Genomic DNA, 12,758 nt, shown 5'->3' on the forward strand with positions numbered 1-12,758 from the left:
GAGCGGCCTATTTTCCGGGAACTCCATGCACATTTAAGTCGCAATCCGAACCAAAGATCAATGACTTAGCGAATTTTGAGATATCTCCTACACGCATTTGCCCCCGTTCTGTTGAGCACGGGGTCCCATAGCCCCAGCCTGCTATGGGTAAGGAGAACGCTATTCCAAGCCATCCCCAATTCAGAGGCAACCCCAATTAGGTTCGGCAGGTGATCACCCGATTGGTACGTACCCCTAATTACGGGCAGGAGAAGAACCCGAAAGACCTAACGAATTAATCGCAGAAGCCAAGTTCAACGAGAAAGAATATGATCAACACCAGAAAAACCAAAGCATCCCAGAATTTCATCTATTTCATCAATACTAACCTTTCTCTCTTCATCCATATATCTCAAAACCCCATATCTAGCATGCTCAGCATTCCTAGAAGAAATAAAGTTATACAAATGCATAGTCCCTGTTGGACTATAATCCTGCATGCTAATCATTTCATCAAAAACAGCATCCAAAAAAACTTTTCCTTTTTTTGACTCCAGCATATAAGGATTAACCACATAAGAAGAAATTTCACTCGCCACTTTTTTATCTCTATCCATCAAAGACAAAAAACTCTCACCATATAAATCGTCTATGCCTGCATCATTTAAAAGCTGATCAAGCGATTCAGCATCAGATTCAGCGAATGTGCTCCCTGCGTATTTTCTTTCAATATCAAGGCATGTTTGATCCGCATCGGATACACTGGAAAGCGAAAAAAATAATAGTCCAACAGGAAGCAACCTCATCATCAACCCTAAATACCTGAATATAAATGAACACTACAGCCTGAATTTCCCCAGTTAACACTATGCGCAAAACCATGGACCGAACCAGACCCCCAAAGCTTATCCATAAAGCCAACGGTATTGTATATTACATTAACTTTATTCGGTGATACTGTGCTGCTTCGAGAACAAGAGCTGACCCATTTACACCGTAAGCTTCAATTTTTCCAGCCACGTAGTCTGTCAAAGATGGTGCAGATAACACCCGCAAGTGTTGGTCCAGGTATGTTTTCATTGTGAGCAAATTGAAAGTGTTATTTAAATCGCACACCATCAGGTGTCAGGCCTCCCATTTCCCATACAGGCTATCCGATATATCTCCAAGAATAATCAACATTGGCTGATATTTCTTACCCTGGCTAGAGCGCATTATGAATCGCCACCAGTTTGCTACACCTTTCAGCCATCCAAAATGGCAACCAGAGAGGTACCCATGAGCAGCAAACGCTATCCCGAAGAATTCAAGATTGAAGCGGTTCGTCAGGTGACGGATCGTGGTCACAGTGTGGCCCAAGTGGCCGACCGGCTCGGCGTCACCACCCATAGCCTGTACGCCTGGATCAGAAAGTTTGGCCCGGATTCCGAGCAGCATCAGGCTAAGACCGATGACCTGGCAGAGATCCGCCGGCTCCAGAAAGAGCTTAACCGCGTTACCGAAGAGCGTGACATCCTAAAAAAGCCGCGGCGTACTTTGCTAGTCAGTCCGATTGAGGTACGCCTTTATAAAGAAGCATAGCGAGCGATGCTTCCTGCTGGACGTTCACCCCAGCGGCTTTTATGCCTGGCAACGGCAACCTCGTTTAAATCGCGGGGCAGCATGAATGATGCCCTCCGTGCAAGCCAAACGGCTTCATTCGACCTACATATAAACTCGGTAATGGGCAGACAGAGATAGTCCCTCCTAAAAACCATCCAGATCTCCCCATGAATCCTCTCCCATATCGCTATATCATGACCGCCCACTGATTCATTACCCCCCATGGAGGACCTGTGACCGCGGACCTAAGCCAACATACGCCGATGATGCAGCAATACCTCGGCATTAAGGCCGAACACCCGGACCAGCTGGTGTTCTACCGCATGGGGGATTTCTATGAGTTGTTCTTTGGCGATGCGCAGAAAGCGGCGCGACTGCTGGATATCACCCTGACCCAACGCGGTCAAAGTGCCGGCAAGCCGATTCCCATGGCCGGCATTCCCTACCACGCGGCGGAGAACTATCTGGCGCGGCTGGTGAAGCTGGGCGAATCCGTGGCCATTGCCGAACAGATCGGTGACCCGGCGCTGGCCAAGGGGCCGGTGGAGCGCAAGGTGGTTCGCATCGTCACGCCCGGTACGGTGAGCGATGAGGCCTTACTGGAAGAGCGTCGGGATAATTTATTGTGCGCGGTTTTCGATCATAATAATCAATACGGTTGCGCCAGCCTGGATTTGGCCGCCGGGCGCTTTGTCGTCACTCAAGTAGAAGGTGCCGAGCAATTACAGGCCTTGCTGGAGCGCTGGTCGCCAGCCGAATTGTTGATCAGTGAAGAGCATGGTCTGCCAGGGCGCTGGTCCGATCGACCGGGTACTCGTAAACGCCCGAGCTGGGAGTTTGATGAAGACGCTGCCCGTCGCCAGCTGTGCCAACAGTTCCAGGTGCAGGATCTGGCCGGCTTTGGTGAGCCGTCTCCCGTGGCGGTTTCCGCCGCTGGCGCACTGCTTGGCTATGCCAAGGAAACCCAGCGCGGCGAACTCCCACATATCACCGGCCTAACAGTAGAAAGCTTTGATGATGCGGTCGCCATGGATGCGGCCACCCGCCGTAACTTGGAGCTGACTGAAACCCTGGATGGCCAGGAGCAACACACCCTGGCCTGGGTGCTGGACAGCACCAAAACGGCCATGGGCGCGCGCTTGCTTAAACGCTGGGTACACCAGCCATTGCGCAACCGCACCACGCTCACCCAGCGGCAGGACCAGATCGACGCCCTGCGTCAGGGCTGGTGCTTTGAGTCCGCCCGCGATGTGCTTAACGAGATCGGCGACATGGAACGCATTCTCGGCCGGGTGGCGTTACGTTCTGCTCGCCCTCGGGACCTGACGCGCCTGCACGCCAGCCTCAAAGCGCTGCCGCCTCTAATCGGCACCCTACCCGCCGCCGATTGTTTTTGCGAATTGATTGAGCGCATCGGCCAGTTTCCGAACCAGGTGGAATTGCTGGGCACGGCGGTGATCGAGAATCCGCCCATGCTGATACGCGACGGCGGCGTCATTGCTCCCGGTTACAGTGAAGAGCTGGATGAGCTGCGTTCCATCAGCGAAAACGCCGGTGCGATTTTAGTGGATATCGAAACCCGCGAGCGCGAACGTACCCAGCTTTCCACCCTGCGCGTGAAGTACAACCGCGTGCATGGCTATTACATTGAGCTGTCGCGACGCGAGTCCGATCAGGCGCCGGCGGATTATCAACGCCGTCAAACACTGAAAAATGCTGAACGGTTTATCACTCCCGAACTGAAAGAATTTGAGGACAAGGCCCTGTCCGCCTCCAGCAAAGCTCTAGCGCTGGAGAAACGCCTCTACGAAGCACTACTGGAAAAAGTGGCCGCCGACCTGCACGCCCTTCAGCGCAGTGCTGCCGCCGTGGCCGAGCTCGATGTGCTGGCATCGCTGGCCGAACGGGCCGAAGCACTCAACTGGGTGCGCCCACAGTTAGTAGATGACGAAGCGATCATCGAAATTGTGGATGGCCGTCACCCGGTGGTGGAACAGGTGCTAGACGACGCGTTCGTTCCTAACAGCCTGCACTTAGACAATGCCCGCCGTATGGTGATCATTACCGGCCCCAACATGGGCGGTAAATCCACCTACATGCGCCAAACCGCCCTGATCGCGCTGCTCGCTCACCTTGGCAGCTGTGTGCCGGCGGCCAGTGCCCGCATCGGTAGCCTGGACCGGATCTTCACCCGCATTGGCTCGTCCGATGATCTGGCCGGTGGCCGCTCCACCTTTATGGTGGAAATGTCAGAAACCGCCAACATCCTCAACAACGCCACCGCCCAAAGCCTAGTACTGATGGACGAGATTGGCCGCGGCACCAGCACTTTTGATGGCCTGAGCCTGGCCTGGGCTGCCGCCGAGCACCTAGCGCGCAATCTCAAGTCGTTTACCCTGTTCGCCACACACTACTTCGAGTTGACTCAACTACCAGAGCAACTGCCGGGCATCTACAACGCACACCTGACCGCCAGCGAACACGATAACCGCATTGTCTTTCTGCACCGAGTACAAGAAGGACCGGCCAGTCGCAGTTACGGTCTTCAGGTAGCCCAACTGGCGGGAGTGCCGAGCAGCGTGATCCATAGAGCCGGTGAGAAATTACGCGAGTTGGAACAAAGCAAACCGCTGGCGCCTTCAGCCACTCCCCCCAGCAGCTATGCCGCCCCATCACCGGCGGCGGCTCCGGCTCAGGCCTCACTATTCAACGAACCCAATGCGATCGAGCTGGCGTTGACCGATCTAGACCCAGACGAGCTGACACCAAAGCAAGCCCTGGAGGCGCTATATACATTGAAAAAGCTGACTTGAGCCCTCTTAGAGACGTTGCAGAGCAACCTAAGTGGGCGCGAGCTGCCGGCGCGCATAGAAAGAGTGTTGGCGCTATAACCTTATATCAACACTCCGTTTGCCTGCCTCAGGGCATATCGCTAGACTAGCGCCACCCCCAAGCGAGACCGTGCCCGTTGCTGTTATAATCAGTCACTGGCGCTGTATAAATTGAAGACACCTGGCGAGGACAGGATATGACGTTCGTAGTAGGTGAGAACTGCATTAACTGCAAACACACCGATTGTGTGGAAGTGTGCCCGGTAGATTGTTTCTACGAAGGCGAGAATTTTCTGGTCATCCACCCGGACGAGTGTATCGACTGTGCACTATGCGAGCCGGAGTGCCCGGTAAACGCGATTTTTTCGGAAGATGAGCTGCCAGACGACCAGCAAGATTTCCTAGAGATCAACGCGGAGCTGGCAGAGAAGTGGCCGAACATTACGGAAATGAAAGATGCGCCGGACGACGCTGAAGAGTGGGACGGTGTGCCCAACAAGCGGGAGAAACTGATCCGCTAAGCGGATCCTTTTTCTCTGGGCAAAATAAAAGGGCGGCATCCTGCCGCCCTTTTTGCGTCGAGTCATCCTGACTCTTTTGCGCTCACCGCAACATCCTTGTACTGCAATCCCTGCAAATCCTTGTGCCCAACTCCCTGAACACGCAAATACTATATCAACCGGATTTTGCTCTGTGGGTAAAATAAATATTAAAAGTCTGGACGAAAATCACACAAAAAATAAATAACCATTAAAAACAAATACTTAATGATATTTCTCTGCGTTTCAATCCTAAAATCTTGCCAAAAACACCAGTTTATCCTACAGTCTTGTAAGAGATTGCTTACAAGATACCTCACCCAATAACCAGTGCTCGGAGCAAAATGGCTACATCTCGAAGCCAAAAGCCACTCAAACTCTTACATTTCCTCACCGCTCTTTACAGCAAGAGGAAGCACTTCTCGGTAGCATTATTTCCATAGAAACGTGGTGCTACATGGCACCATAGATCGACCAGTATCCCCCCAAGGCGCTAGCAATAGCGCTCACAACACCCCTCTTCCACCCAATTTCGGAAGAGGGTTTTTTTTGCCTAAAATCCGACCAGCCCTGACGATCTTTTTACGCTAGGCAGGCCTGCAGTGCCGTGCAGGCCTGCCTGAATTGCTGTTTCAAACATTCAAGCAAAACGGGAACATTGGCTAACTCACGATTAGACACAGCTAACTCCAGTGCCACGCACACATCTACGACACGGACAGCACCAAGGTTGCTGCTGCTACCTTTGAGGCTGTGCGCCTGGCGGCGAAGAGCCTCTTTATCCTCTGCTTTCAGCGCCTTTTCCATGGCGGCCAGACGTTGCTCACCATCACGCCGGAAGGACTCAACCAGCATCTGGAAATTCTGGCCCATTATCTCCTGCAATTCGGAAACGAGCTCAGCATCGAGGAGCGATCCATCTTGCATCAACCTACCCCGTGATCCTTTACCGCCGCTACCACAGCCACGACAGAAACTCTGTTTGTGTTACAGGCTAGAAATTTAATCAAGTCCAACCCTTCCTCGCACCCACCAACTCAGGACAAGCGACAGGCGGTAAAAGTCCGGACGAGCGGGCCCTGGCAACATCACTCGCTTCATCCACATCCCATAGCGGCGGCAACACCACTATTTGTTCCGGAGCAAAACAGGCACAACTATCCTGCAGTGCATGGTGACCACCAAAGCGGACACCGTTAAAACGAGCGGCAGACCAGAGCGATGCCTGACTGCTACCCAGAAGCACATAGCCACCATCTTCACTGGCACCAAACACTACAGGCGCGTGCGCGAGTGTATGCAGTGCCTGTTCGAAGTAGGGGCGACCTAGCAGCAAGCAATCACTACCTATCAGCAAAACCCGAGAGAAGTGATCCAATCCATGTGAGAGCGCCCTGGCCATCCGTTCACCAAGATCGCCATCCGACTGTAAATGACAAGACCAGCCACGCACTGTTGCTTCAGCCTTCAACGCCGCATCTGGCTTATCCAGCCACAACTGCACATCGCCAGGAAACTCCTGCGCGGCAGAAAAGGTACGCCACAGCAACTGCTTATAAATCTGCATGGCCCCTTCGGCACCAAAGTTCGGGATCAGCCGTGTTTTTACCTGCCCTGCCTGCAAAGCTCGGGCGAAAATGATCAGCAATGGCGTGTCCGTCAACCCGCATCCCCCCGGTAATAATCCCGATACAAAACATCTGGGCTAGCACCACGCCAGTATCGAAAACGCAACGTCCACATAAGCCAAATAGTGTGCCAGGGGCCGTTGGCTTCCCACCGCCGGCTACTGGTAATTAACGGTGGACGCAAACACAGTGGCCGAGACTGCGCACGCAACCTGCGTGACAGGGCAATATCTTCCATTAATGGCTGGGCGGGAAATCCACCCTGCTCCCAGAATACATTCCGGCGCACAAAGATGGCCTGGTCGCCGGTGGCGATGCCAGTGAGGCGAGAACGCCAGTTCATCATGAAAGCGATTATGCGAAACAGAAAACGCGGCTGACTCAAGCGCACATCGAAACGCCCCCATTGCCCTTTCGGCTGCGCCTCATCCAAGGCCTCACGGTGACGCGAGTCGAGCACGGTATCCGCGTGCACGAACCACAGCCATACGCCAGTGGCACACTTCGCACCGGCATTCATTTGGGCACTACGGCCCGGCTCACTGGTTAGCACCGTATCGGCAATCTGCCGGGCAATACCAACACTATCATCAGTACTGCCGCCATCCACCACAATCAGTTCGTCACCTGCATGCAATGCAGCGCGCACTCTCGCCAGTGACTCGGCCAACACATCGGCCTCATTGAGCACAGGGATGATAACGCTCACCCGACTCATCCCAGCGCGCCACCGCAACTGCTTCCGGCACCGGCGGTGCAGCCAAAGCAATGATCTGCCACATAAATCGGCTCGCCTTCAATATCCTCATCCAGCAGGCTCGACAGATGCTGATGGTTTTCATGATGACCTTGCGGCATATCCAGCATCTGGTTGAAATCACAATCGTAGAGATACCCCTGATAATCCACACTGACCATGGAACGGCACATCAATGCCGGCAAAGTCTCGCGGTTATAACTGTCACGCAGCAGTTGCATGTAGTCGTTGAACTGATTATGGGCCAACAACACCGCGCCGAAACGGCTAATCGGCATATTAGTAATCGTCAACAAATGATTAAAACGCAGACCAAAATGCTCCATCAGCTCGCGCTTGTAATCGGCTTCCAGGGCCTGCTGGGGAGGCGGCAGGGAGGCACCGGTGGGGTTATAGACAAGATCCAATACTCGATCCTCTCCGTAGCCTTTTTCGTTAAGCCGCCGAATCGCCTCTAGGCTCCCCTGAAACACCCCTTTTCCGCGTTGCTTATTCACGTTCTCTTCGGAATAACACGGCAAAGAAGCCACCACATGCACATGGTGATCGGCCAGAAACTGTGGCAAGTCCTCATAGCCGGGTTCGAGCAGGATGGTGAGGTTACAGCGATCGATAACCTCCACACCGAGTGCATGGCATTCACGCACTAGGTAACGAAAATGCGGGTTCATCTCCGGCGCGCCGCCGGTAAGGTCGATGACCTTGATATCCCGCTTGCGGATCACCTGAAGAACCAGGTCGATAGTGGCCTTATCCATCAGCTCGGTGCGCGTGGGGCCAGCATTCACGTGGCAGTGCACACAACTCAGGTTACACAGATAACCCAAGTTCACTTGCAACACGGACGTTCCATAGCGACGTAGTGACGGAAAATCTGTGCTGCTGCGCACCAATAAATCGTGGGTGTCCTGCATACTTCACCTTTTTCAATTTCTTTAATGCTATCAATTAGATGCAGGCTTGTCGCAAACGTTACGTGAAAGCTTCAAGCAATAGCGGAATGGGCGGAGCGCTACATGTCTCACAACATCACCCAAAGTCGTCGCAACATTAGCCACCATCCCCCGGAACTGGCGCCGCGCGGCAAAATCCTTACAATCTTCACCTCTTTAAGCCCCGGTAGCTCAGTTGGGTGAGTGCGGGGGGGGTCCAAAGCGTGCTTTGGCCGAACGAACGCGAAGCGGATACCGCCGCTTTGCCGGCGCCCGCAGCGCGAGTAAGCGCCGATAAAATAGCCGCTTGCTCCCCCCATAACTGGCACCGCGCAGCAAAATCCTTACAATCGTCACCTCTTTCAGCCCCGGTAGCTCAGTTGGATAGAGCAAGCGCCTCCTAAGCGCTAGGTCGGACGTTCGAATCGTCTCCGGGGCACCACCTTTCCTTTTCCTCTGCATCACTTTTTTATGATCATTCGGATCAGCAGCCTTTTCTGTTGGCCGACCTGCTGGTGAGCATTGTGTTTCTGGAGCCGGCCTGTCGGTGATAGCCCTGTTCTATAAGGGTCTGATGCTGATCACTAGACAAAACTATGGGGCGAGCGCCCGCAATCTTGACCCGGTTTTACACCTCAGAGATTTACCCTTTCCACCAAGTCCTCTAAATTGAAGGCTCACGTTGGATAAAAAGGAATGTCGATGAAATTACTGGGACTGTTACAACTGGCCGTGGCGATCTACGCCATCGTAATGATTCTCCAATCCTCCGCTGAAACCGGCGCCAAAGTATTGTGGGTATTATTGGTACTGATTGTGCCGCTGATTGGCTTAATTATCTGGGCACTGATGGGACCAGGGTCCCCCCTGAAGCGCTAACTTTTTTTCGGGGGTCACCGCGGCCACCGCTCGATTCCCTGCGGATTGCTGCCAGGCACCCAGTGTCTGCAAGTAGCCGTGAGGTAATCCCGTGTGGCCGGCTGGGCTCCTGGGTAACAGGCTCTCGCACAGGGGCATCCGGTTTTTACTGGCCAAGAGGGGGTATGACTCAGATAACCAATGCCCAGCCCCATGTATGCATATACATCCCCACCGCGTCATAGTCACCCAGACAAACGCTGGGCAGGCTCACAACCATCAACACTAGCAATAGCGCAAATGTGCCCCTTCAATCCGGCAGTGCGCGATCAAGACCACACAAATAATCACGCTTTTCTCTAAGCGCTAACTAACCCCCCCTTTTATAAATAGGGCTCCAGCATATGCGCGAGTGCATTACGGACCCGTCGCCAAGGTGCCAACTGCTCAAAACCCACTTGGTCGAACCGCTGAGACAACGCAATACGTTCATCCAGCATTTCATCAATCTGCCCAGCTAACGCCTCCCCATAGCATTCCAGGTCAAACTCAAAATTCAATCGCAGGCTGCGCGCATCCCAGTTTCCCGAGCCCAACATGACCCAGTGCCGGTCCACCGTCATCACCTTGCTGTGGTCGAATGGCGGCGGTGACAGGTACAGCTCCGCGCCTTCCGATACCAACCAGCGCAAAGCATGCAGGCTGGCCCAGTGCACCAGCCGCAGATTATTCTTGCGAGGAATCACAATCTCCACCTGCACGCCTTTAAGCAGCGCCAGTTGCAATGTGGCCAGCAGAGTCAGGTCCGGCACAAAATACGGGGTAACAATGCGAATTCGGGATTCAGCGCTGCCAATGGCCGCGAGCAACGTCATCCGACGTTTATCGAAATCCGCATCCGGCCCAGCACTGATACCCCGGGACTGCACTGCGCCCAGCCAAGCTGGGCCGCAATAACAGGTGTCCAGCAATTCACCACTAGTGAAATACCAATCAGCAGCAAAAGTGCGCAGTAACTGCCCTACTACTGGGCCTTCAATACGGGCATGCAAATCCGTGATCTTTGGCGGCTGCTGTATATAGCCCGCCCGGATGTTCATCCCCCCGGTAAACCCATATCGACGGTCCACCACCATAAATTTGCGATGATTGCGCAGATTCAAATACGGCATGCGCCACGGCGCCAGGGAATACAGAAAACGCTCCACAGGCACCTTGCCACGGCGCAAGCGCCAGACTACCGAAGGCAAGGAATACAGGGCGCCGGCGCCGTCCACCAACACCCGCACCTTGACCCCGCGCGCCACCGCCGCCGAAAGCGCATCCGCCAGCGGCTTGCCGGCAGCATCATTGCCGAAAATGTAGGTCGCCAGATAAATGCTTTCCGTGGCGCTATCGATGGCATCCATCATTGCCTGATAAGCGATGGGCGCATCCAGCAGGGTAATATGATTGCCATCAGTAAGCGGCAGATGTGTCAGCCGCCCCACCAGACGACTAAGGACCTTCAGGTGTTCAAGATCCGGTTCAGGTTCGGCAGCGATACGCCAGCCATCGTTACTGTCGATCAACCCACCGGTTAGCTGACGAGCCCGCCGACGAATGCGATTGACCCCCAGCATGTAATACAGCACAGCACCCAGCACCGGCACCAGCCAGACCAAACCGGTCCACGCCGCCACCGCCCGAGCATCACGTTTGTTCTGAGCGACATGCACGGTCACTGTTACCGCCAACCCGATACTAATGACGGCTGCCACGTAGGGCCAATAGGGTTCCAGCATTATCAATAATGCATCAATCTCAGCGGTCCAGTAAGTGGCATCCAAAGGCATCAAGTTCCGTCCCTGAAGCGGGTATCGGCCCAACGATAGCATAACCGGCTAGGCCCGAGGCGGTGGGGCTTTGCGCTTTGCTCGTTGGTTCCTTAGAATACGCCCTCTTTTGGAGCACCGGTCAGCTGGCGCCAGTTAAGCCGCGTACAGATAACGACCACTCTCCCCCCCGATATGGCTGGGGGGCAATCCGTTCCAAGTCCTCTGCGTTGCCACGCCGACGCACGTAAAACGGGCTAACAAGCCCCAGCTTAGCGCCAGCCGCCGCTGGCCATCACCAGCCGCCGCTGGCCATCAGTAGTCACGATTATTCCACTGGTTTAGATAACACCAGTGTACCGGTGTTGACGGCGTTTACGTCATGCCGGCGCATGATGAGGAGCAATACCATGCCCGAAACCAATACCGTTATTCCGTTGCACCAGGACATCCAAGAAAGCACCGCCACGTTGGCCCATACTTTCGACCACGCCTACGACGAGCCCCGTCGCTTCAAGGTCTACACCGCGCGCCAGCTGGACAAAATCGAACCGCTACAGCGCCTGGACGACGAGACCCGCTTTGCCATGGACGTGGTGGCCAATGTTCTGCCGTTTCGGGTCAACGAATATGTGATCAACGAACTGATCAACTGGGATAATGTGCCCAATGATCCCATCTACCAGCTCACCTTTCCCCAGAAAGGCATGCTGGCCCCGGAACACTTCGACAAGGTCGCCGATGCCATGCGTGGCGGCGACAAAACCGCCATTAAAACCGCTATCGCCGAAGTGCGTGAAGCGCTGAACCCGCACCCTGCGGGGCAGATGGAACACAACATCCCAGAAGTGGACGGCGAGAAGATCGAAGGCATCCAACACAAGTACAACGAGACTGTGCTGTTTTTCCCCAGCCAGGGTCAGGTCTGCCACAGCTACTGCACCTTCTGTTTCCGTTGGGCCCAGTTCATCGGCGACAACGACCTGAAAATCGCTACCAAGGAAGCCGGCCAGCTGAAGAAGTACATTCAAGCCCACCCGGAAATTTCCGATGTCTTGATTACCGGCGGTGATCCGCTGGTGATGAAAACCAAGAACCTGCGAGCTCATATCGAGCCGCTGCTGGAACTGGAACAGATCCGCACCATCCGTATCGGCTCCAAGGCACTCACCTTCTGGCCCCAGCGCGTGGTCTCCGATGCCGACGCCAAGGATCTGCTACACCTGTTCGAAGAAGTGATCGCCAGCGGCAAACACCTGGCGCTGATGGCCCACTACAACCACTGGCAGGAACTGGAAACCAACATCGCCCGTGAAGCGGTGAAACGGGTCCGCGCCACAGGTGCCGTGATCCGTGCCCAGGGGCCGCTGCTGGCGCACATTAATGACAACGCCGACGACTGGGCGCGCCTGTGGCAAACCCAGGTCGAGCTGGGCATCATTCCTTATTACATGTTCGTAGAGCGTGACACCGGCGCCCGCCATTACTTTGAAGTGCCGCTGGCCAAGGCCTGGAACATCTATCGCGATGCCATGAAACAGGTCTCCGGCATCGCTCGCACCGCGCGCGGCCCCAGCATGTCCAGCCACCCGGGCAAGGTGGAAATCCAGGGCGTTACCGAAATCAACGGCGAGAAAGTTTTCGCCCTGCGTTTCATTCAAGGCCGCAACCACGATTGGGTTCAGCGCCCCTTCTTCGCCAAATACAACGAAGAAGCCACCTGGCTCAATCATCTGGAACCGGCCTTTGGCGAAGAGAAATTCTTCTTTGAAGATGCGCTGGCAGAAATGGAAAGCTAACAGCAACGGACAGCCAGTA

Annotated in this window: 10 protein-coding genes, 1 tRNA gene and 1 pseudogene; 6 read left to right on the top strand and 6 right to left on the bottom strand. The window is 54.6% G+C overall.

Annotated elements, in window-relative coordinates; genetic code table 11:
- Positions 1–293 precede the first annotated feature (293 nt).
- Positions 294–788 carry a hypothetical protein gene (locus tag AS19_RS09315; RefSeq protein ID WP_046961989.1) on the bottom strand — a complete coding sequence of 165 codons (495 nt, stop codon included), beginning with the start codon at positions 786–788 and terminating at the stop codon, positions 294–296.
- Positions 789–1,257: 469 nt separating this feature from the next.
- Between AS19_RS09315 and AS19_RS09320 the strand changes: the two are divergent.
- From AS19_RS09320 to fdxA, 3 genes and pseudogenes are all read left to right on the top strand, one after another.
- Positions 1,258–1,633, top strand: a pseudogene (locus tag AS19_RS09320) (transposase); the annotation flags it as partial.
- A 181-nt stretch (positions 1,634–1,814) separates the two neighbouring features.
- Positions 1,815–4,394, top strand: coding sequence for a DNA mismatch repair protein MutS (gene mutS / locus AS19_RS09325; protein WP_231860752.1), 2,580 nt, complete (start codon positions 1,815–1,817; stop codon positions 4,392–4,394).
- Between the two features lie 215 nt (positions 4,395–4,609).
- A complete protein-coding gene (gene fdxA, locus AS19_RS09330) occupies positions 4,610–4,933 on the top strand; it encodes a ferredoxin FdxA (RefSeq protein WP_035461263.1) in 324 nt (107 codons plus the stop codon).
- Between the two features lie 600 nt (positions 4,934–5,533).
- On the opposite strand, the gene AS19_RS09335 is transcribed toward fdxA, so the two are convergent.
- From AS19_RS09335 to arsS, 4 genes are all read right to left on the bottom strand, one after another.
- Positions 5,534–5,824 (bottom strand): Hpt domain-containing protein, encoded by a 291-nt coding sequence (locus AS19_RS09335; protein WP_144412634.1) that lies wholly within the window; start codon positions 5,822–5,824, stop codon positions 5,534–5,536.
- A 133-nt stretch (positions 5,825–5,957) separates the two neighbouring features.
- On the bottom strand, positions 5,958–6,599 hold the full coding sequence (locus AS19_RS09340; protein ID WP_231860764.1) for a TIGR04282 family arsenosugar biosynthesis glycosyltransferase: 642 nt from the start codon (positions 6,597–6,599) through the stop codon (positions 5,958–5,960).
- An 11-nt stretch (positions 6,600–6,610) separates the two neighbouring features.
- Complete coding sequence (locus AS19_RS09345) at positions 6,611–7,297, bottom strand: TIGR04283 family arsenosugar biosynthesis glycosyltransferase (protein ID WP_046961991.1); 687 nt, start codon at positions 7,295–7,297, stop codon at positions 6,611–6,613.
- Positions 7,294–8,250, bottom strand: coding sequence for an arsenosugar biosynthesis radical SAM (seleno)protein ArsS (arsS, locus tag AS19_RS09350; RefSeq protein WP_011589095.1), 957 nt, complete (start codon positions 8,248–8,250; stop codon positions 7,294–7,296). Before arsS ends, AS19_RS09345 begins: the two co-directional genes overlap by 4 nt.
- Positions 8,251–8,633: 383 nt before the next feature.
- Here arsS and AS19_RS09355 point away from each other — a divergent pair.
- Positions 8,634–8,710: transfer RNA gene (locus AS19_RS09355), tRNA-Arg, on the top strand.
- A 260-nt stretch (positions 8,711–8,970) separates the two neighbouring features.
- Entirely contained in the window at positions 8,971–9,147 is a 177-nt protein-coding gene (locus tag AS19_RS09360) for a PLDc N-terminal domain-containing protein (RefSeq protein WP_081424064.1), read from the top strand.
- Positions 9,148–9,509: 362 nt separating this feature from the next.
- On the opposite strand, the gene AS19_RS09365 is transcribed toward AS19_RS09360, so the two are convergent.
- Entirely contained in the window at positions 9,510–10,961 is a 1,452-nt protein-coding gene (locus AS19_RS09365; protein WP_046961992.1) for a phospholipase D-like domain-containing protein, read from the bottom strand.
- A gap of 389 nt (positions 10,962–11,350) precedes the next feature.
- Between AS19_RS09365 and AS19_RS09370 the strand changes: the two genes are divergently transcribed.
- Positions 11,351–12,739, top strand: coding sequence for a KamA family radical SAM protein (locus tag AS19_RS09370; RefSeq protein ID WP_197540929.1), 1,389 nt, complete (start codon positions 11,351–11,353; stop codon positions 12,737–12,739).
- Positions 12,740–12,758 lie beyond the last annotated feature (19 nt).

It is taken from the genome of Alcanivorax sp. NBRC 101098 (genome assembly GCF_001010505.1).
GTDB classification, from domain to species: Bacteria; Pseudomonadota; Gammaproteobacteria; order Pseudomonadales; family Alcanivoracaceae; genus Alcanivorax; species Alcanivorax borkumensis.

Excerpts from the sequence above, each read along its gene's own strand:
- AS19_RS09315 (WP_046961989.1), bottom strand. The coding sequence starts at position 788 with ATGATGAGGTTGCTTCCTGTTGGACTATTATTTTTTTCGCTTTCCAGT.
- fdxA (WP_035461263.1), top strand. The coding sequence starts at position 4,610 with ATGACGTTCGTAGTAGGTGAGAACTGCATTAACTGCAAACACACCGAT.
- AS19_RS09335 (WP_144412634.1), bottom strand. The coding sequence starts at position 5,824 with ATGGGCCAGAATTTCCAGATGCTGGTTGAGTCCTTCCGGCGTGATGGT.
- AS19_RS09345 (WP_046961991.1), bottom strand. The coding sequence starts at position 7,297 with ATGAGTCGGGTGAGCGTTATCATCCCTGTGCTCAATGAGGCCGATGTG.
- arsS (WP_011589095.1), bottom strand. The coding sequence starts at position 8,250 with ATGCAGGACACCCACGATTTATTGGTGCGCAGCAGCACAGATTTTCCG.
- AS19_RS09360 (WP_081424064.1), top strand. The coding sequence starts at position 8,971 with ATGAAATTACTGGGACTGTTACAACTGGCCGTGGCGATCTACGCCATC.
- AS19_RS09365 (WP_046961992.1), bottom strand. The coding sequence starts at position 10,961 with ATGCCTTTGGATGCCACTTACTGGACCGCTGAGATTGATGCATTATTG.
- AS19_RS09370 (WP_197540929.1), top strand. The coding sequence starts at position 11,351 with ATGCCCGAAACCAATACCGTTATTCCGTTGCACCAGGACATCCAAGAA.